The sequence below is a fragment of the Arthrobacter sp. 2YAF22_2 genome (genome assembly GCF_052114645.1).
Lineage (GTDB): Bacteria > Actinomycetota > Actinomycetes > Actinomycetales > Micrococcaceae > Arthrobacter.
Window position 1 is genome coordinate 1 of record NZ_JBFRFD010000009.1, and the last position, 19970, is coordinate 19970.

At 67.2% G+C, this 19970-nt stretch carries 20 protein-coding genes; 14 read left to right on the plus strand and 6 right to left on the minus strand.

All coding sequences use genetic code 11. The annotated features are described in order from the left end of the window. The 7 genes from AB4Y86_RS00975 to AB4Y86_RS01005 all read left to right on the plus strand — a co-directional run. Positions 1-1377 (plus strand): AMP-binding protein (locus AB4Y86_RS00975; protein WP_441399521.1); only part of this gene is annotated, 1377 nt, incomplete at its 5' end. Next, entirely contained in the window at positions 1374-2543 is a 1170-nt protein-coding gene (locus AB4Y86_RS00980) for an acyl-CoA dehydrogenase family protein (RefSeq protein ID WP_441399523.1), read from the plus strand. The genes AB4Y86_RS00975 and AB4Y86_RS00980, both read left to right, overlap by 4 nt. Positions 2544-2552: 9 nt before the next feature. After that, positions 2553-3329, plus strand: a complete 777-nt coding sequence (locus AB4Y86_RS00985) for an enoyl-CoA hydratase/isomerase family protein (RefSeq protein ID WP_441399525.1) — start codon at positions 2553-2555, stop codon at positions 3327-3329. Positions 3330-3340: 11 nt separating this feature from the next. Next, positions 3341-4207, plus strand: coding sequence for a 3-hydroxyacyl-CoA dehydrogenase family protein (locus tag AB4Y86_RS00990; RefSeq protein WP_441399527.1), 867 nt, complete (start codon positions 3341-3343; stop codon positions 4205-4207). Then, positions 4194-5423: an acyl-CoA dehydrogenase family protein gene (locus AB4Y86_RS00995; protein WP_441399529.1), complete on the plus strand. Its 1230-nt coding sequence runs from the start codon at positions 4194-4196 to the stop codon at positions 5421-5423. The genes AB4Y86_RS00990 and AB4Y86_RS00995 overlap by 14 nt, the downstream gene beginning before the upstream one ends. A 20-nt stretch (positions 5424-5443) precedes the next feature. Further along, positions 5444-6238: an SDR family NAD(P)-dependent oxidoreductase gene (locus tag AB4Y86_RS01000; protein WP_441399531.1), complete on the plus strand. Its 795-nt coding sequence runs from the start codon at positions 5444-5446 to the stop codon at positions 6236-6238. An 8-nt stretch (positions 6239-6246) separates the two neighbouring features. Beyond that, positions 6247-6708, plus strand: a complete 462-nt coding sequence (locus tag AB4Y86_RS01005; protein WP_441399533.1) for a MaoC family dehydratase — start codon at positions 6247-6249, stop codon at positions 6706-6708. Positions 6709-6798: 90 nt separating this feature from the next. Here AB4Y86_RS01005 and AB4Y86_RS01010 read toward each other — a convergent pair whose 3' ends face one another. Further along, entirely contained in the window at positions 6799-8310 is a 1512-nt protein-coding gene (locus AB4Y86_RS01010) for an MFS transporter (RefSeq protein ID WP_441399535.1), read from the minus strand. Positions 8311-8321: 11 nt separating this feature from the next. Continuing rightward, positions 8322-9545, minus strand: a complete 1224-nt coding sequence (locus AB4Y86_RS01015) for an amidohydrolase (RefSeq protein WP_441399536.1) — start codon at positions 9543-9545, stop codon at positions 8322-8324. Between the two features lie 168 nt (positions 9546-9713). On the opposite strand from AB4Y86_RS01015, the gene mscL reads away from it, so the two are divergent. Genes mscL through AB4Y86_RS01035 form a run of 4 tightly spaced genes read left to right on the plus strand, consistent with a single transcriptional unit; the run spans position 9714 to position 12659 of the window. After that, positions 9714-10118 (plus strand): large conductance mechanosensitive channel protein MscL, encoded by a 405-nt coding sequence (mscL, locus tag AB4Y86_RS01020; protein WP_441399538.1) that lies wholly within the window; start codon positions 9714-9716, stop codon positions 10116-10118. 27 nt (positions 10119-10145) lie between these two features. Then, positions 10146-10802, plus strand: coding sequence for an FMN-binding negative transcriptional regulator (locus AB4Y86_RS01025; RefSeq protein WP_441399539.1), 657 nt, complete (start codon positions 10146-10148; stop codon positions 10800-10802). A gap of 29 nt (positions 10803-10831) precedes the next feature. Next, complete coding sequence (locus AB4Y86_RS01030; RefSeq protein ID WP_441399541.1) at positions 10832-11272, plus strand: MarR family winged helix-turn-helix transcriptional regulator; 441 nt, start codon at positions 10832-10834, stop codon at positions 11270-11272. Beyond that, positions 11265-12659, plus strand: coding sequence for an MFS transporter (locus tag AB4Y86_RS01035; protein WP_441399543.1), 1395 nt, complete (start codon positions 11265-11267; stop codon positions 12657-12659). Before AB4Y86_RS01030 ends, AB4Y86_RS01035 begins: the two co-directional genes overlap by 8 nt. 33 nt (positions 12660-12692) lie before the next feature. On the opposite strand, the gene AB4Y86_RS01040 is transcribed toward AB4Y86_RS01035, so the two are convergent. From AB4Y86_RS01040 to AB4Y86_RS01055, 4 genes are all read right to left on the minus strand, one after another. Further along, positions 12693-13727 (minus strand): Gfo/Idh/MocA family protein, encoded by a 1035-nt coding sequence (locus tag AB4Y86_RS01040; protein WP_441399545.1) that lies wholly within the window; start codon positions 13725-13727, stop codon positions 12693-12695. Positions 13728-13775: 48 nt separating this feature from the next. Beyond that, positions 13776-14618: a hypothetical protein gene (locus AB4Y86_RS01045; RefSeq protein WP_441399546.1), complete on the minus strand. Its 843-nt coding sequence runs from the start codon at positions 14616-14618 to the stop codon at positions 13776-13778. A 172-nt stretch (positions 14619-14790) separates the two neighbouring features. Beyond that, positions 14791-16206, minus strand: coding sequence for a dihydrolipoyl dehydrogenase family protein (locus AB4Y86_RS01050; RefSeq protein WP_441399548.1), 1416 nt, complete (start codon positions 16204-16206; stop codon positions 14791-14793). Positions 16207-16335: 129 nt separating this feature from the next. Next, positions 16336-17334 (minus strand): glycoside hydrolase family 16 protein, encoded by a 999-nt coding sequence (locus AB4Y86_RS01055; protein ID WP_441399550.1) that lies wholly within the window; start codon positions 17332-17334, stop codon positions 16336-16338. A gap of 304 nt (positions 17335-17638) precedes the next feature. On the opposite strand from AB4Y86_RS01055, the gene AB4Y86_RS01060 reads away from it, so the two are divergent. The 3 genes from AB4Y86_RS01060 (at position 17639) to AB4Y86_RS01070 (ending at position 19920) form a co-directional block, all read left to right on the plus strand. Continuing rightward, the gene (locus tag AB4Y86_RS01060) at positions 17639-18337 is read left to right on the plus strand and encodes a DUF4397 domain-containing protein (protein ID WP_441399552.1); all 699 of its coding nucleotides are present in this window, start codon (positions 17639-17641) and stop codon (positions 18335-18337) included. Between the two features lie 163 nt (positions 18338-18500). Continuing rightward, entirely contained in the window at positions 18501-19070 is a 570-nt protein-coding gene (locus AB4Y86_RS01065; RefSeq protein WP_441399554.1) for an RNA polymerase sigma factor, read from the plus strand. Next, positions 19057-19920: an anti-sigma factor gene (locus AB4Y86_RS01070; RefSeq protein WP_441399556.1), complete on the plus strand. Its 864-nt coding sequence runs from the start codon at positions 19057-19059 to the stop codon at positions 19918-19920. The genes AB4Y86_RS01065 and AB4Y86_RS01070 overlap by 14 nt, the downstream gene beginning before the upstream one ends. The last annotated feature ends 50 nt before the right edge of the window (positions 19921-19970 follow it).

The following is a 19970-nucleotide window of genomic DNA, read 5'->3' on the forward strand; positions in this document are numbered from 1 at the left end:
ATCCGGATCGGTGCCGTCACCAACCCGCTGATCGCGATCTACCGCGACCGCGAAGTGGGCTTCATGATAAAGCGAGCCGCCTCAAAGGTCCTGTTCATCCCGCAAACCTTCCGCAATTTCAACTACCCGGACATGGCGAACCGGTTGCGCGCCGAACTTCCCGCCCTTGAGCGGGTGGTGGTCCTGGGCGACACCGGGACCAACGGCGAAGGGTTCACGTCCTGGGAAGAGTTCATCGGCACGCCGTGGGAGGAACTCCGGGATCCGGCGGAACTTGCGGGCCTGCGTCCGGACCCCAACAGCCTGTCCGTCATGATCTTCACCTCCGGGACCACCGGTGAGCCCAAGGGGGTGATGCACACGCACAACACCCTGGTGGCCGGCAGCCTGCCATGGCCCGACAGACTGGGGATGGACAATGAAGCGGTGATCCACATGGCATCCACATTTGCCCACCTCACCGGTTACCTTTACGGCGTGTCCCTGCCGCTGCAATTGGGTGCGACGGGAGTCTTCCAGGATGTCTGGAACGCCGAGGAATTCGTACGGCTGGTGGAGCAGCACCGCGTCCAGCACACCTCCGGCGCGACGCCGTTCCTCCATGACCTGCTCCAGGCAAGCAACCTCGATCAGCACGACACCGGTTCCCTGAAGCACTTCTGCTGCATGGGCGCCCCCATTCCGAGGGCCATGGTGGCCAAAGCGAAGGAACGACTGCCCCAACTGAACGTCTTCGGCGGCTGGGGTTCCACCGAGTGCTGCCTGGTGACCATGGGAAATCCGGCTGATCCCTTTGAGAAGATCGTCAGCACCGACGGGCGTCCGTTGGCCGGCATGAGCATCCGCATCCTCGACTTTGACGGCACCGAGGCCGCTTCCGGCACGGAAGGGAAGCTCCAGGCCAAGGGGCCGTTCGTGTTCCAGGGCTACGCCGGGCAGTTGGAGAAAACCCGGGCGGAGTTCGACGGCGACTGGTTCGACACCGGTGACCTGGCCACCGTGGACGCGGACGGCTACCTCCGCATTGCCGGCCGGACGAAGGACGTCATTATCCGCGRCGGCGAGAACATCCCGGTGGCGTACGTGGAAAACGTGCTCTACGAACACCCGAAAATCGACGTGGTGGTGCTGGTCGCCATCCCGCACCAGAGGCTCCAGGAGACGGCCCTCGCCGCCGTCGTCCTGAAGGCCGGCGAGACCGGGCTGACCCTGATCGAGGTGCAGGAGTTCCTGGCCGCCAAGGGTGTCGCCAAACCGTACTGGCCCGAGCAGGTGGAAGTCCTTCAGGACCTGCCGCGGACCCCCAGCGGGAAGATCCAGAAATACCAACTCCGCCAAAAATTCGCGGAGACCCAGCCGGCAGGAGCAGCGTCATGACAACGATTCTGGCCAATTCGGATGTGCTTGCTTTGGACGGGCTGTTCAGTGCCGAGGAGCTCCGGCTCCGGGATACGGTCCGCGTGTTCGTCCGGGAGCGGATTAAGCCGAACATCAAGAAGTGGTACGAGGACGCCTATTTCCCGGTGGAGATCGCCCGCGAGATGGGCGCGCTGGGCCTGCTCGGGATGCACTTGAAGGGGTACGGCTGTCCGGGCCGGTCCGCGGTGGAATACGGCATCGCCGCGATGGAGTTGGAGGCCGGGGATTCGGGGCTGCGGACGTTTGTCTCGGTGCAGGGGTCCCTCGCGATGAGCGCGATCCACAAGTGGGGGTCCGAGGAGCAGAAGACCACGTACCTGCCGGGCATGGCGCGGGGTGAGATCATCGGCTGTTTCGGCCTGACGGAGCCCACGGCCGGTTCAGACCCGTCGTCGATGGCGACCACGGCGGTGCGGGACGGGGACGGATGGGTCCTGAACGGAGCGAAGCGCTGGATCGGGCTGGCCTCGATCGCGCAGGTCGCGGTGATCTGGGCTGCGACGGAGGACGGCGTCCGCGGTTTCCTGGTCCCCACCGGGACCCGGGGGTTCACGGCGACGCCGATCGAGCCGAAACTCTCGATGCGCGCCTCGATCCAGTGCGACATCGAGCTTGATGAGGTCCGGCTGCCGGAGTCCGCGATGCTGCCCGCGGCCAGGGGGCTCCGCGGCCCGTTTTCCTGCCTGAACGAGGCCCGGTACGGGATCATTTGGGGCGCAATGGGCGCGGCGCGGGACAGCTACGAGGAGGCGCTGAAGTACTCGCTGGAACGGGTGCAGTTCGACAAGCCGCTGGCCGGGTATCAGCTGACCCAGGAGAAGCTGGTGAACATGTTGCTGGAAATCCAGAAAGGCACGCTGCTGGCCATCCATACCGGCCGGCTCAAGGACGCCGGCGTGCTGGAGCCGGTGCAGATCTCGGTGGGGAAGCTGAACAACTGCCGGGAGGCGATCGCGATCTGCCGGGAGGCCCGGACCATCCTGGGCGGCAACGGCATCACGCTGGATTATTCGCCGCTGCGGCACGCGAACAACCTTGAATCGGTGCGGACCTATGAGGGCACGGACGAGGTCCACACCCTGATCCTGGGCCAGCACATCACCGGCCAGCCGGCGTTCCGGTAGGGGCGGGCCGTGGGATACGAAACGATTCTGACCGACGTCGCTGACCGGCTCGGCACCATCACCATCAACCGGCCCGAGGTCCGCAACGCCCTGAGCCGGACCGTGCTGCGCGAAATCCGGGCCGCCCTCGAAGACTTCGCGGACCGGGACGACGTCGGYGCCGTTGTCTTCACCGGTGCCGGGGACAAGGCGTTCATCGCCGGGGCGGACATCACCCAACTGGTGGACTACACCTTCCTGGACGGGCTGGTCGCGGACATGCAGCGGCTTTATGACTACATCGAGGACTATCCGAAACCCACGCTCGCGGCGATCAATGGTTTCGCCCTGGGCGGCGGGAACGAACTGGCCATGGCCTGCGACATCCGCGTCGCCGCCGAAGGGGCCCGTTTCGGGCTGCCGGAAGCCACCCTGGGTGTCCTCCCGGGCGCGGGCGGCACGCAGCGGCTCACCCGGCTGGTCGGCAAGGGCCGCGCCGTCGAGCTGATCCTTACCGGCAGGCTCTTCGGCGCGGACGAGGCGCTGCGGATCGGCCTGGTCACGGAGGTGGTCCCGGCCGCGGACCTGCTGGCCACGGTCCGGGACACCGCGGAGCAGATCCTCGCCAAGGGCCCGCTGGCCGTCCGGCTCGGCAAGCTCGTGATCAAAAACGGTGCCGAAACGGATCTGCGGACCGGGCTGCTGCTCGAACGCCTGGCCCAGTCCCTGCTCTACTCCACCGAGGACAAACGCGAAGGCGCCCGCGCCTTCATCGACAAACGCCCGGCCGAATTCACCGGCAGATAAGGACGAAGGACATGAGGCAGATCAACAAGATCCTGGTGGTCGGGGCCGGGGCCATGGGCTCCCAGATCGGCATGGTCGCCGCCCTGGCCGGCTACCGGGTCACCGTCCAGGACATCTCCGCGGACATGCTCGCCGCCGCCCGGCGGCAGCTCACCGAGCGGATGGACAGCAGCGTTGCGAAAGGCCGCCGGACCCGGGACGACGCCGACGCGGCGCTGGCCAGGCTCACGTTCACCACCTCGCTGGAGGACGGCGCGGCGGACGCGGACTTCGTGATCGAGGCGGCCACCGAGAAACTCGAGACCAAACGTAAGATCTTCGCCGCGCTCGGGCGAGCCGCCCCGGCCCATGCCATCCTGGCGACCAACTCCTCCACCCTGGGCTCCTCCAAGGTCGCGGAGGACTCCGGCCGCCCCGAGCAGGTCTGCAACATGCACTTCTTCAACCCCGCCCTGGTGATGAAATGCGTCGAGGTGGTCCGCCACGACACCACCTCCCAGGCCACGGTGGACACGACCCTGGACCTGGCCCGCTCGCTGGGGAAGGCTCCGGTGCTGATCAACCGTGAGGTCCCCGGGTTCGTCGCGAACCGGCTGATGGGCGCGCTCCGGGACGAGGCACTGCGGCTCTACGCGGACGGCATAGCGTCCGTGGCCGACATCGACACGGCGGCCAAAACCGCGCTGGGCCACCCGATGGGCCCGTTTGAACTGATGGACCTGGTGGGCCTGGACGTGAGCTACCTGATCCGGCAAGCGACCTTCGAGGAGACCGGCGACCCCGCGGACCTGCCCCACCCGGCACTGACCGAACTCTACGACCAGGGCAATTACGGCCGGAAAACCGGAAAGGGCTGGTACAGCTATGACCCTCAGTGAGGACTACACCGCAGCGCTGGCCAGGGGACTGACCGGGGCCCTCGATACCGACTACTACCTCCTCCTGGACCAGCTCACCGACGTCGAACGGGCGGTCCGGGACACGGTCCGCGGCTTCGTCAACGACCAGGTGCTCCCGGTGATCAACGGCTACTGGGAACGCGCCGAATTCCCGCACGAACTCCTGCCCGCCCTGGCCAAACTGAACATCATCGGCTCCACCATCGAAGGCTACGGCTGCCCCGGCATGAGCCGGCTTGCCGCAGGCTTGGCCACGATGGAAATGTCCCGCGGCGACGGCTCCATGAACACCTTCATCGGCGTCCAGTCCAACCTGGCCATGGGCACCATCAACATGCTCGGCAGCGAGGCGCAGAAGCAGCGATGGCTGCCGCGGATGGCCGGCCTGGACCTGATCGGCGCCTTCGCCCTCACCGAACCCGAACACGGCTCCGACTCCGCCCACCTCGAAACCAGTGCCCGCCGGACCGGGGACCAGTGGGTCCTCACCGGCCGGAAACGCTGGATCGGCAACGCCAGCTTCGCCGACGTCGTGATCATCTGGGCCCGCGACGAGGCCGACGGCAACGTCAAAGCCTTCGTAATGGAGAAGAATGACGACGGCGCCCACCCGGCCGGGTACCGGACCGAGCTGATCACCGGCAAAATCGGCAAACGCGCCATCCTGCAACCGGACATCGAATTCACCGGCCTGCGGATTCCGGAGCAGAACCGGCTCCCGGGCGCCGAATCGTTCCGGGACGCCTCCCGGGTGCTAGCCTCCACCCGCGGCGGCGCGTCTTGGGAAAGCCTCGGCCACGCCCTCGCCGCCTACGAAGCCGCCCTGACCTACGCCAAGGTCCGGACCCAGTTCGGCAAGCCCATCGCCAGCTACCAGCTCGTACAAAACAAGCTCGCCAACATGCTCGCCGAACTCACCGCCATCCAACTCATCTGCTTCCGCATGGCCGCACTCCAGGAAGCCGGAACCTGGACCGGGACCATGGCCTCGATCGCGAAAATGCACACCGCCCAAAAAGCACGTTGGATCTGCTCCGAAGCCCGCGACATCCTCGGCGGCAACGGGCTCCTGCTCGACTTCCACGTCGCCCGACACTTGACCGACATGGAAGTCGTCCACACCTACGAAGGCACCGACTCCATCCAATCCCTCCTCATCGGCCGCGCCGCCACCGGAATCTCGGCCTTCGCATGAACACAGGGGAAGGTCACGGCATGCAGCAGGGTGCCCTGACGGAGGGCAACGACTTCGTCGGGCGGCGCGTGCTGCTCGTCGGCACCGGGTGGATCGGCGGGGCCGTCGCGGATCTGCTTGCCGGCCGCGGGGCCCGTCTCTTCGGCACCCACAACGCAAACGTCGGCGGCAGCGCAGCGCTGGCCGCCAGGTTGCCGCGGGACTGCTGGGCGGGTCACGCGCAACTGGACGCGGGTGACGCCGACGCGGTCGCCGCGCTGGCCGGCCCCCGGGGGAGCGCGGACCGGGCACTAGGCGGAATCGACACCCTGGTGATCACCACCGGGCACCGCCACGCGCTGCAGCTGCTGGCCGAAATGGATCCCTGGACCATGCAGGAAATTATCCGGACCGAACTCCTAGGCCCGGCGTTGCTGGTGCGAGCGGTGCTGCCGGGGATGCTTGAGGCCGGATTCGGCCGGATCGTGCTGATCGGTTCAGACAGCGGCAAAGCGGGGACGCTGGGCGATGCAATGTCGTCCGCGGCCCGGGCCGGGCTGTACGGGCTCGCAAAGTCTGTGGCGCGGGAATCGGCCCGGCCGGACGTGACCATCAACGTCGTCTCTCCCGGCCCCACCGACACCCCGCTGCTGGCCGCCATGCTTTCCGATGACGGCCTCACCGGCAAGGTCATGTCCGGAACCTTCAAGTCGATCCCCAAGGGACGGGCCGCGCGGCCCCGGGAGATCGCCGCCGCCGTTGCCTACCTGGCATCCGCCGACGCCGGCTTCACCACCGGCCAGGTCCTGTCGGTCTCCGGCGGACTCACCATGTAAGGAGTTCCATGACCATGGACAACGCCCCCTTCGACCTGAGCAAGATCATGGTCGTTCGTAAAACCGTGACTGAAACCGACATGGTGCTCTTCGCTGGCATCACGGGCGACTTCGCCAGCAACCACACCGACGAGGAATACATGCAACGCTCCGCGTACGGGACGCGGCACGTCCATGGGGCGCTCATCGTCGGATTCATGTCCGCCGTGGCCGCCAGGGCGCTGGAGGACGCCCGCCCCGAAGGGCTGACGCCGGTTGCACTCGGCTATGACCGCATCCGCTTTGTGCGGCCGGTGTATCCCGGGCAGACGGTGTCCCTGACGTACGCCTTCGAGAGCTACGAGCCTGCAACGCTGCGCGCGACCGCGCGGGTCGAGGCGCGTGTCCGCGACGACGTCGTGGCGGCAGGCCAACACGTGGTCAAGTGGGTGCGGTCAGCGGCCCTGGTCCCCGGGATCAGCGGAACCTGAGCCGCCGGACCGCCGTGCCGGCTCATCTTCCGGGCCAACCCAACGCGGCTTCCGGATGCACCCGTACCGGCACCGACGGCCGCCGGACTACTAGCTGCCGAAGGAAGGGGTCGCCGGGACCTCGGGCCGCTTGACCGACCGTTCGTTGGGTACCGTCACCATGATGGCGATGATCGCCACCACCACCATGAGCAGATTGAAAAGGATTCCAACGGCACCGCCGAACCGCAGGCCCACGTTTTCCTGGTTGCCGATGAACAAGCCCCAGGACCGGATGGTGTCCGGATTCATCGACTGCGCCGCCACGTACAGGGCAGCCGAGATCGCGACGCCGATCGCGTTGCCCAGGGACGAGGCCATCTTATAGATGCCGGCCGCGGCGCCGGCCTCGTCGTCGGGCACGTTGGACAGGGCGGCATCAGTGGACGGCGTCGCATAGAAGCCGAGTCCGATGCCGAACAGCGTGAAGCCGATAACGGCCAGGACGATGTACTGCCCGATCAGGGTGAAGGTCATCGACGTCATCAGGATGCCGACGCCGGCGATCGCGCTGCCCCAAATCATCGGCCGCTTCGGCCCGAAACGCTGGAGCAGTTTCTCTCCGACGCGGATGGTGGCAAGGATCGCAATCAGGTATCCAAGCGTCAGCAGGCCCGACTGCAGGGACGACATACCAGCGGCGACCTGGACCAGTCCGAGGGACACGATCAGCGTCCCCGCGGCGCCGTTGAGCAGGAAGTTCGACAGTGTGGCCCCGGCGAACGTCAGGTTGCCGAAGAGCTTGAGGTTGAGGACCGGGTTGGCCCGGCTTGTCTCGATTCCGAAGAACGCCAGGGCCGCCACCACCGCGACGACAACCAGCCCGATCCCGATCAAGCTGAGCCAGCCAATCAGCGGGCCCTGCGAGATGTACACGTTGATCGCGACGAGCGCGACGACGAGGCATATCATCCCGCCCCAGTCGAAGGCCCCGCCGGCTTTGGCCGCGGACCTGGACTCGGGAGTCCCGCGGAGCAGGAACAACGCGACGATCGAGAGCACAATCGAGATCCAAAAGATGGACCGCCAGCCGAGGAACGACGTCGCCATCAAACCGCCGAAAAGAGCGCAGAAACCCGAGCCGCCCCAGGATCCGATCGACCAGAAGGACAGTGCCCGCTGGCGGTCCTTGCCCTCGTAGTAGGTCTTCACCAGGGCCATGGTGGAAGGCATGATGCAGGCTGCGGAGAGGCCTTGGACAATGCGGCCGCCCAGCAGGGCGGCCGCGGTGAGGCCCCCGGCATTCTCGGGGGTCAGCGCTATCAGCAGCGAGCCGAGGATGCTCAGGTAGATGCCGATGTTCATGATCTTGACGCGGCCCAGCCGGTCGGCGAGGCCGCCGGCCACGACGATGAAGATGCCGGAAAACAGCGAGGTGATGGACACGGCGAGGTTGCCCAGGGTCCGTTCGATGCCCAGGGATCCCTGGATGCCGGGGATGACGTTGAGCAGGGTTTGTGCGAACAGCCAGAAGTTGATGACCGCCAGGACAATGCCGATCAGCCACGCGTCATTAGGCTTCCATTGCGTTTCGGTCTTGGCCTGGGATTGGGCGGTACTCATGATTGCGCCTCCTAGGAAAGGTAGGACAATGCTGCGACAACGTGCGACTGGACGCCCATCGAGAGGGTCGGGTCAATCACCGGAGCAAAGAAGGGGGAGTGGTTGGCCGGGATGTCCTGGGCCACCGTTCCCTTCGCTGCCGCGGCCTGGTACACCGCCGGGTCCACGCCGCCCAGGAGCCAGAAGGTATACGGCACGCCAAAGGTGTCCGGAATGCGGCTGAAGTCCTCGGAAGCGGTCTGCCTGCCGGCCGGCTGCACCGCGTCCGCCCCGAAGTGGGCCTTGAACGCTGCCGTGACGTGGTCCGTGACTGCCTCGTCATTGCTGGTCAGCGGGAACTGGTCGTAATACTCGAACTCGGGCTCCTGCGGCGACCCGGCCGTGATGCATTCGCCCTTGACGATCCGTTCGATCGCCGCGAGCACCGTGCTCCGGACTTCGTTGTCGTAGGTGCGGATGTTCAGCAGCAGGGTGGCGCGGTCCGGGATGATGTTGGATTTGGCCCCGGCGTTGAGCGCCCCGACCGTGACCACCGCGAAGTCGCCGGGCTTCGTCTCCCGCGACACGACCGTCTGCAGCCGCAGCACAATCGAGGAAGCAAGCACYACAGGGTCCACGGACATGTGCGGCATCGAGCCGTGGGCGCCCTTGCCGTGCACCGTGATCTTCAGTGAGTCTCCGGCCGAGAGGACGGGCCCGGCCGTGGTGGCCACCGTCCCCGCCGGAAGGGGCATCACGTGCTGGGCAAGGGCGACGTCGGGCCGCGGCACCTTGGTGGCGAGACCGTCCTCGACCATGGCTTTGGACCCGGCTCCGACCTCTTCCGCGGGCTGGAACAGCGCAATGTAGGTCCCCGCCCATGCGCCGCGGCCGTCCGCCATCAGCTTCGCGGCGCCCAGCAGCGTACTGACGTGGACGTCGTGTCCGCACGCGTGCATGACCCCCTCGACTTCGGAGGAGTAGGCCAGCCCGGTGGCCTCGGTGACAGGCAGCGCGTCCATGTCCGCGCGCGCCAAGACCGTGGGGCCTGGACCGTTGGTGAGGACGCCGACGACGCCGGTGCCACCGACGCGGGTCACGGAATAGCCGAAGGCCCTGAGCCTGTCCTCGACGAGCTTCGAGGTCTCATGCTCCTCAAGGCTGAGTTCGGGATGACGGTGCAGCTGGGAGTACGTTTCCCGGATCCAGCCGAGTTCGGTATCGAGGGAAGCCAGGACTGTGTCGGAATTACTCATACGCACCACGCTCTCTGGGGTCACATTCTGAGGTCAAGGCGCCTCAGCGAACCGGGCGCAGCTGGCAAGACTCAGTTTAGACCCGCGGCGAAATTGTGGCCCCGGACACGCCCGAAATATTGCCCGGACGCCACCGTCTGCCCATCAGCGTGCGGTAGCTTGAGATTTATGTTGACCGGATTCAAGAATTTCATCATGAAGGGCAACGTCGTAGACCTTGCCGTCGCCGTCGTGATCGGTGCCGCTTTCGGCGCCGTGGTCACGGCCCTAGTTCAAAGCGTGTTAATGCCGTTGATTTCGGCGATCTTCCAGTCGCCCAACTTCGACAGCTTCGCCGTCGTGACCCTCAACGGAAACGACATCAAGTTCGGTGTCCTGCTCACTGCGATCGTCAACTTCCTGCTGGTGGCCGCCGCCATCTACTTCGTCATTGTCATGCCGATGAACCACATGATCGAACGCCGCAACCGCCGCCTGGGCATCAACCAGGACGTCAAGGAAGACGCGGCCGAGGACCCGCAGATTGCCTTGCTCACCGAGATCCGCGACGCCCTGCAGCAGGACCGCGCCTAGCCTGCTAGGCCACGCCGCGGAGGTTCCATGTACATCCCAGCCCACTTCCAGGCCGACTCCGTTGCCATCCGAGAGCTTCTCGCCGCGCCGGCGGCCGCCAACCTTGTCACCATGACCGCGCAGGGCATGCTCGCCACCCTGCTGCCGCTCCGCTACGATCCTTCGGTTGGTGAGCACGGTGCGCTGCACGGCCATTTGGCCAGGAACAACACGCAGTGGTCAGAACCCGCACTCGGTGAGGCCCTGGTCATCATGCAGGGGGCGGACGCCTACATTTCTCCCACCTGGTACGCGTCAAAGGCCGAGCACGGCCGCGTCGTCCCGACCTGGAATTACTCCACCGCGCACGTGTACGGCACGCTGGTGGTCCACGACGACCCGGCCTGGCTCGCCGGCCATGTCCGCCGGCTGACCGACCTCCATGAGACYGGAGCGGAGCGGCCGTGGTCCGTCGATGACGCTCCGGAACGCTTCATCGCCGGCCAGCTGCGCGCCATCGTCGGCGTCGAGGTGCTCATCAGCAGGATCGAAGCGAAGACCAAACTCAGCCAGAACCGGTCCGCCGAAGACGCCGCGGGCGTCGTGACCGGACTTCGGGCAAGCGGTCAGGCGCCCAGCGCGGACGACGTCGCACGTGCTCTCAGCGAGCGACCGCCAGTTCCGCAGTCCAAGGTACGCAAGTAACTTGATCAAGTTGCTTGTATAATTAGGGGATGACGCATGAACCGCTGCCAGGCCAGGTCCCGGCGCGCTCCTTCTTCCAGGCCCTGCAACCGCTGCTCCGGCGGCTGAACACCGAACGAACCATCTCGGCGGGGAAGCTGGGCGTACTCCGGCACATCGCGGAACAAGGTCCCGCGACGACGTCCGAGCTGGCCGTCGTCGTCCAGGTCAGCCCGCAGGCTATTTCGCTGGCCGCGCGCGAGCTGGAACGGCTGGGCTTTGTTGTCCGCGTGCCGGACGCGGCGGACCGGCGCCGAAGCTGGATCGAGATCACCGACGCCGGCAGGCAAAAGCTTGACCTCGAATCCTCGGCCGGCCACGGCTGGCTTGGCCGGGCCATCGCGGAGCAGTTGACCCCGGAGGAGCGGACGACGCTCGAAGCGGTCATTCCGATCCTGCGAAAGCTTGGGAAGGAGGCCCCCGTTGACTGAACCGGCGGGCCCCTCGAACACCGTGCCGGCCCTGGTGTACGCGGCGCTCTCCACCGCGATCGTCAGCTCCCTGGGCATGCTGCTGGTGCCCACCATCTCCCGGGAGATGGACGTGTCGGTCAGTACGGCACAGTGGATGCTCACCCTCAACCTTCTGGTCGGCGCGATCGCGACTCCCGTCATGGGCCGGCTCAGCGACGGTCCGCACAAGAAGCGGCTGCTGCTGTGGGCGCTGTCGATCATCCTCCTCGGATCCGTCATCGCGGCCGCGGCGCCGAACTTCACGGTGTTCCTGATCGGTCGGGCCCTRCAGGGCCTGAGCTACGGGATCGTTCCGGTGACCATCGCGCTCGCCCGCCGCTACGTCGCAGCAGACAAGGTGCAGTTCTCCATCTCGAGCCTGTCGGTAACGGTGTCCACCGGGATCGGGATCGGCTACCCGCTGACCGGAATCATCGCGGGGCTCTTCGACTTCCGGTTCGCCTTCTGGTTTGCCGCCGTGTTCGTGGTCACTGCCATCGCCGTCGTCTTCCGCGTTGTACCCGCCGGACCCGATGAGCGGGCCCCCGTAGTGCCCTTCGATTACAACGGCGCGGGCCTGCTCGGACTCGGCCTGGGCGCCCTGCTCCTGGGCGTCAGCGAAGGGCCCAACTGGGGGTGGAGCTCACCGTGGACCGTCGGCGCCTTCCTCGTCGCGGCGGGTGTCCTGGTGGCTTGGGTCCGGGCCGAACTGCGGACGCGACACCCGCTCGTGAACCTTCGGGTACTCCGGAATGGCGAAGTGCTGCTGGCCAACGGCACGGCAGTCGGGCTGGGCGCAGCGATGTACATCGGCCTCTCCATTTCCAGCCTGGTAGCCCAGGCGCCCGCGTCGACCGGCTACGGCATCGCGCTGCCGGTGTTCTGGGCCGGTTTCGTGATGTTCCCGCTCTCGGTGGGAAGCTTCGGCGCGAACCGTCTGGTGCGCCGGCTGTCGCGCCGGATCAAACTGTCGACGCTGCTGCCGATTGGCGCCGGCATCATGGCGTCGGCCGCCATACTGCTCTGGGTTGCCCACACCGAACTTGGGGAAATCCTGATCGGGATGCTGGTCTTCGGCGTCGGCATGGGCACGAGCTATGCCGCCATGCCCGCGTTGATCGCCCGCAGCGTGGCCACCGAAGAGCTGGGCAGTTCCGTGAGCTTTAACCAGGTGCTGCGAACGGTGGGAAGCTCCTTCGGCACCGCTGCCTCGGGTGCGGTGCTGGCCGGAAACATGGCGCCGGACCTGCACCCGACCGGCGTCGGAATTACTGCGACGCTCGGGATCGGCGGGGTCATCTGCCTCGCGGTGTTCATCGCCCTGCTTTTGCATACCCTGATGGCGCGGTCCCGCCGGGCGGCTTGAACGGGGAAGCTGCACCGGCGCTCCGGGACTGGCTCAGGGACGTGCGTCGCTGGCGTAGCCGAGGCCGATCTGGCCGCGGACGGCGTCCATGGCCTCCATCACCTGGACGCTGCCTTGGGGCGGCAGGACGTCGTTGGCGATGGCGCCGGCGGCAACCAGCCGCTCGACTTCCCACGCCTGGTACTGCATGCCGCGGCCGGTGACCGGCTGGTCGAATCGCTCGACGACGCTTCCGGCGTCGTCGTAGCGGGTGAACGCCGTGGGGGTGTACCAGACCGGATCAATCTCGATCCTGCCTCCTGTCCCGAGGACAGCGGCCCGGTTGGGCCCGGCGGTATCAAGGGCGCAGTGCAGCACCGCCTGTTGGCCGCCCGCGTATTCAAAGATGACTGCCGTCTGACGGTCGACGCCGGTGGCCGTCTTGCTGGCGGCGGCCTGGGTCCGCACGGGCGCCCCGAACACGTCGAAGGCGAAGGAAACGGGGTAGATCCCGAGATCCAGGAGGGCTCCGCCGCCCAGCGCCGGGTCATTGAGCCGGTGCTCCGGATCCTTGGGGAGGTTCTGGTTGTGGTCCGCGATCACGGTGCGTACTTCGCCGAGGTCACCGGCCCTGATTAGCTCGCGGATCCGGACCATGTGCGGGAGGTAGCGCGCCCACATCGCCTCGAGGACGACGAGCCCTTTGGACTTGGCGAGGTCGGCCATGTCCCGGGCCTGCCGTGCGTTCATGGCGAACGGCTTCTCCACCAAAGCGTGCTTGCCGGCGTTGAGGGCCAGCAGGGTGTTTTCGTAGTGGAACGGATGCGGCGAGGCAATATAGACGACGTCGACTTCCGGGTCATTCACCAGCGCTTCGTAGCTGCCGTGGGAGGCTGGGAGCCGGAACCTGGCGGCGAATTCCCGCGCGGTAGCGCACTGGCGGGAACCCACCGCCTGGACGGTGAAGCCGTGCTCCACCAGGTCCGAGGTCTGCAGCCCGGCAATGTAGCCGGTGCCCAGGATTCCCCAACGGAGGCCGGGGATGGCGCCGGAGCCGGCGGGGGAGCGGGTTGTGGAGTTCTCAGGCATGTCGTCGGGTTCCTCGGTGGGTCGGGCAGGCGGGCAAGCGGGCTTCGGTCAAGCGGGCGGCTGGGCAGTTGGTCGGTCGTACGGGTGCGTGCTCGTCCCGGCGGCCGACGGGCCAGTCCCGGGGGCCAGGCTTGCGGCCGTCTCCGCGACCAGCTTTTTTGCGAGCCGGACCAGCGGCTGCAGGACGATCGCATATTCGTCGGCGGAAGCGTAAGTGCCCGGGGGAGCCTCCCGGCTCAGACCGAACGAGACGTTACCCAGCAAGGCCTGGAGGGCAACCGTGGATCCCGCGTGAGGAGTGCCCGGAGTCTCCTGCGGGAGCACCACAGTGGCGTAGGCCTTCTCACCCACGGCCGGCACAGCGAACAACAGGACCGTGGACGGCGACGCATCCGGCTGCCCGGCCTGCACAAAGGTGGAGCATCTGCTGGATTGCTCTTCGGTGTAGGCAAAGTCCGCGGCCAACACATCATCCCTGGGCCCGCTTCGGGCCAGAACAAAGGCCACCGAGTCGCGCGACCACTCACCGGTCAGGGTCAGCACCCCGGCGGCGAAATTCATGTCGAGGTCGGCCGGCCCGGTGGGCGAACTGCGGGGCCGGAAGGCGCCGCATTCGGCCGGTTCAACGGCGGGAAGCGTCGCGGAGTTCGGGCGGTCCTGAAGCCGGGCCCGCAGGTCCCCGGTTTTCGCGACCCTCCCGGTGCCTTTCTCGGCGCTGTTGATCGCCCGGTCCATCAGGGCCATCAGTTCTTCATCGGAAAACACCTTCCCGGCTGCCGGCACGGCCGCGCTCGCGGTGGCGCGGGCACCCGGCGGGGAACTGGAAGGAGCCGGCGGGGGTGGGCCCGGCGTGCAGCCGGCGACGGCCAGCACGCCGGCGGCCAAAGCCACGAGCCAGCGCCGCCGCCGCGAGTGCGGACCGCCAAGGTTTCGGGTTGTTTCAGCACCTGTACGCACCACTGGACTCCCTGCCGTCGGTGGATGTGCTGCGCCCATTCTCCGGGCCGGGAGCCGCCGGGACCAGAGGATTTTGGCCCGGCCGGCAGCCCGCCGCGGCAGCGGGTCAGTCCGCCAGGTAGGCGGGGGTGAACAGCAGGGTGAGGCCTTCGGCGATGGTGGGGTGGGTGAGGATGGCGTCGCGCACTGCCGTGTACTCCATGCCCGCGAGCATCGCCATTTGGACCACCGCGATGGCTTCGCTGGCCTCGGCGCCCAGCAGTGCCGCGCCCAGGATCTTGTTGGTGTCCCGGTCGATCACGGCTTTCCAGACACCGTCCAGATGCCCCACGGTGCGGGCACGCGGAATGGCCGTGACCGGCATCCTTGCGATGCGCACGTTGTGGCCCGCATCCCTGGCCTGCTGCTCGGTGAGGCCGACGCGACCGAGCTCCGGGGTGGTGAAAACACAGTACGGGATTAGCCGTCCGCTGGTACTGCGCGGCGCTCCCTCGCCGTTGGCGGCCGCCAGGTTGGTCTTCAGCACCCGGTAGTCATCGTAGGAGGCATGCGTGAACTGGGGTGTGCCGGCCACGTCGCCTGCCGCCCACACTCCCGCGGCGGTGGTCCGGAGCTGGTCATCAACCTTGACGTAGCCGCGCTCGTCAAGCTCCACGCCGGCACCTTCGAGATTGATGCCGCCGGTCATGGGCCGGCGCCCGACGGCGACCAGGATGTCTGCGGCAGCCACGCTGTCGCCGGACGCCAGCGTCACTGTGACCGTCCCGTCCGCGGCCCGGGTGACCTTGTCCGCCCTCGCCCCCAGCTGGACGGTGATGCCCGCATCCACGAAGCGCTGGCTGATTGCGCCGGAAATATCCTCGTCCTCACGGGCCAGGAGTTGGGGTCCGCCCTGGACGATGGTCACCTTGACGCCGAGCGTGTTGAGCAGATCGGCGAACTCACAGCCCACGTAGCCGCCGCCGAGGACGATGATGCTCTCGGGCAGCGACTCGAGGCGCAGCAGCGAATTGCTGGTCTGCACCTTGGCCTGGGCGAGGCCGTCGATGGGCGGCAGGAGCGGTTCGGTGCCGAGGTTGAGGACGACGTCGGTGCCGCGCAGGGTCCGGCTGCCGCCGTCGTTGAGAGCCACAACGACGGTCCGGGGACCCACGAACGTCGCCTCGCCAAGGATGAAGTCCATGCCGGACCCGGTGAAGGAGGAGAGCTGGCCCTTAACCATCGTCTCCACCACGTCTTCCTTTCGGTGACGCAGCAGCTTGAGGTCCACCTGTGCGTCATCGGCCCCGGCAACGCCGAACTCGGCGGCCCGGCGGATGGTCTGCAGCACCCGCCCGCTGTTGATCAGGGTCTTGGTCGGAATGCAGGCGACATTGATGCAGGTGCCGCCGATCATGGCACGCTCAATCATCGCGACCTTCTGGCCGGCCTTGGCCAGGTCCATGGCAAGGGTCTTTCCCGCCTTGCCGCCGCCGACCACGAGCAGGTCGACTTCTTCTACTTCCGGGCCGTCATCTGCCATTCTGGATCATCCCTTTGCTTCCGATCACCATGAGCATTGCATTGCACCGGGCCACGAACAGCGAACAAGGGCCCAGTCGGGCAGGCGCGCGGACGCAGTCCTCCTACGCAGTCCTCCTACGCCGTCATCCTATTGGTAGACGCGGACCCAATCGATGTCCATCTGCGACGGGCTGGTGCCGGTGCCGTCGGGGAACCAGTCGAGCTGCAGGGTCTGGTGCATGCCGACGGTTGGCTGGTGTGCCGGATTCGAGTCGGTGAATGTCTTTACCCCGTCGATGTAGCCGGTGATGCCGGCCGGGGCCCACTCCACCGCGTAGTTGTGCCACTGTGTCGTGTCGATCGGGGTGGCCGCAGTGGCCTGGACGTCTCCGCCGCTGCATTCGTAGTGAAGGTAGAAGCTCATGGCAGCGGTGTCCGAGCTGCCCTCGGCGAAGTCGACCTCGGCGCAGTTCGGTGAGGTGTTGTTGTTCGGCCACAGCTGCAGCACCGGGTGGTAGTCGGCGTCGCGGGCGTTCGTCTTCATGCGGGTCTCCCAGCGTCCGTACTTCTGCTGTCCAAACTTTGCCGACATGCCGCCCGTGATCCCGGCCGCGTCGCCCTTGACCGTCGCCACGCCGTTGGACACGGACCATGCCTGGGCGCTGCGAAAGCCCTTGCCGGCTCGACCCGGGCCGTCGAAGGCGGCCCACTTGCTGATGTCCGGCGCGCCTGAATAGGAGAATTCGTCGCCCGCCACCACGGCGCCCCAGCCAAAGGCGGCGGCGGCCTGGGTCCCGTCGCCTGCCGGTACCGCAGGTGCAGGCGGTGCCGCGGGAGCCGCCGTCGTCGATGTCCCGGTCGCCGCCGTCGATGCTTGCGGGGCCGGTGCGTGCGCGGCCACCGGCGCGGCGGTGGAAGCGGTCGGGGCTGCTGCCGCTGAGGTGCCCGGGGTCCCTGCGGTGCCCGGGGTCCCTGCAGTGCCCGGGGTACCCGCGGTGGGCGTGGCGGAGGTTGACCCGGAGGCGGCGGACGACGGCGTCGGGCCGGTTGCTCCGGGCGGTGCTGCGGTACCGGCTGTGGATGCGGCGCTGCATCCGGTCAGGGATAAGGCACCGAGGGAGGCGGTGATGGCAATTTTCTTGAACAAGTGACCCTTCCGGGATATTGAATTCGTGCGGGTGGCGCGACAAGGCGACCGGGCCCGCGGCGGGCCCCGCGGCGGGGCGTCCGGGGCCCTGCATGCGGGCCAGCCCTCAGGGCCAGCCGCCAACGTTACGCGATCGTGACCTTTCTCCGCAAAACCCAGCCCGGGTTAGGTCGCACGGGGACCGGGGGCCGGCCGCGGCGGCCGGAAAATTATTGTTCTCGACTGCATCCGGATGGCGCCCCCGGCCGGTAGTAAGGGTGTAAGCCAAAAACGCCCGTATCCGGGCCTCAATGAGGAGTTCGAGATGCATAAGTCTTTTTCTGCAGCCGCCGGAGCACTAACCCTGTTGGCCGGGCTTGCTTTTGCAGCCCCGGCGCAGGCAAGCGAACAACGCCACGAGCACGACACAGCGAAACTCTCCGTGTTACACGGCGTCCCCGGACTCACCGTGGACGTCTGGGTCGATGGAAAGCTGACGCTGGACAATTTTAAGCCGGGAAGCCTGGCCGGTCCCTTGGACGTCCAGGCTGGAGATCACGAGATTGCCATCACAGGGGCGGACGCCACGAGTGCTGACAATCCTGTGATCGGGCCCGTGGACGTGGATCTGAAAGCGGGCCGGGACTACACAGCCGTGGCGCACCTGACGGCTGACGGTGAGCCCACGGCCACACTCTTCAAGAACGACACGTCCGCGGTCGGAGACGGCCAAGGCAGGCTGACGGTGCGGCACGTCGCCGCGGCACCCGCCGTCGACGTCCTCGCCGGCGGAACCGCCGTGATCGAGGGCCTTGAAAACCCCGGCCAGGAGAAGCTCACGCTCAAGGCGGGTACCATTTCCGCCTCGGTGGCGGCGGCCGGCAGCAGCGACGCACTGATCGGGCCGGCGGACGTTCCGGTCACCGCGGGGAAGAACACCATCGTGTATGCCTGGGGCAGCCTGGCCGACCACAACCTCGGAGTCGCCGTGCAGGTGGTGAAGCTGTCAGGGCACGACGACTGATAGGAACGGGCCCTGCCACCGGGTGGGCGCCGACCGGCTGGCGGGGCCGCGGTGATCGCGGCCCCGCCAGTTGCCTTCCCAGCCTCTCGACCATTGCAGGGCTGCCGGCGCCGAGGAATAATGACGTTCCACGGGTCCCATTTCCCGCTCGAAGGAGCACCCGATGGAGGCTGCCGATCGTGAATGGAACGTTGACATTGACCATGCCTTCGCCGCCGGGCAGGAGCGTGCGCTCGCCGAGGCCTACCGGATGCTCGGGCCTCTCGTCCATACACTGGCGCTGAGGGCGTTGCGCGAGCATGGTGCTGCCGACGACGTCACCCAGGAGGTCTTCATCCGAGCTTGGAAGTCGCGAACCAGTTACCGCCCCGAAGCGGCACGCTTGCCGGCGTGGCTGATCGGAATCACCCGGAATGCCATTTTCGACGCCTTGTCCGCCCGCTCCCGCCGACGGGATGTTGAACAGGCCGCCCTGTACCTGGTCGACCACCCCGCTGACAGCACGGGCCGGCCGGACGCCGACGCGCTCGCGGACCGCCTGACACTGGAAGATGAACTCGAGCGTCTGGGAAACCCCCAGACGGCCATCATGCGGTTGGCGTTCTACGAGGATCTGACCCACGACCAGATCTCGTCCCGGCTCAATCTGCCGCTCGGCACGGTCAAGAGCCATATCCGCCGCAGTCTTGCGCGGCTGCGGTCCCGGTTGGAGGTGGAACATGGATCATCTTGACGATGATCTCTTGGGCCTGTTGGCCCTTGGGGAACGGCCCGCCACCGAGGAAGAGTTGGCCCATCTGGAGAGCTGCGGGGAGTGCGGGGCCATGCTCAGCGCGCTGCGGAGCACCGTATTCGCAGCGACGGTCAATCCGGAACAGGTGCCCCTGGAGGCGCCCGGCAGCCACAATTGGGCCGCAATCCACCGGACGCTGGGGCTCTCTCCGGCCCTGGCTGAAGATCCTCTCCTCGGCCCGGGCGTCGACATCGCGGGGCGTTCCGACGCGGGGACTGCGCGCACGGAGGAGCATGTTGCCCCGAAGCCGCTCAACCCCGGCCCGAAGCGGCCCGCCACCCCCGCCCGGCAACGCCGCCCGCCGCAGATCCGCAAACGCGGTCCGCGCCGGCCTTCCTGGATCCTGGGCCTGGCGGCGGGGGTAGCGATTGGCGCCGCCGGGGCCTGGACGGCGCTGACACTCCTTGGTCCCGCCGTCCCCCCAGTGGCAGCGCCAACACCCCCGCCAACAGCGGCGGTGGTCGCCGAAGCCACCCTGGCTCCGCTTGCGGGGCACTCCGCTAGCGGCAGCGCGGTCGTGGAGAAGCTCCCCGACGGAACCCGACAGCTGGTCGTCAGCCTTCCCGAGGAGAAGCTCACCGGTTTCCGCGAGGTCTGGGTGGGATCCGCGGATCTGTCCAAGATGGTCAGCCTGGGGGTCCTGGGGGAGGGCTCGGGAGCCTTTGTCATCCCCGGCGGCGTCAACCTGGCCGACTATCCGGTGCTCGACATTTCCAATGAGCCCTACGACGGGAATCCGGCCCACTCCGCTGAGAGCATTGCGCGGGGAAAGTTCACCGGCCCGGGTTGACCGGGACGGCCCCTGCCCTGACGCGCCAGCCGCACCGACACGACAGAATG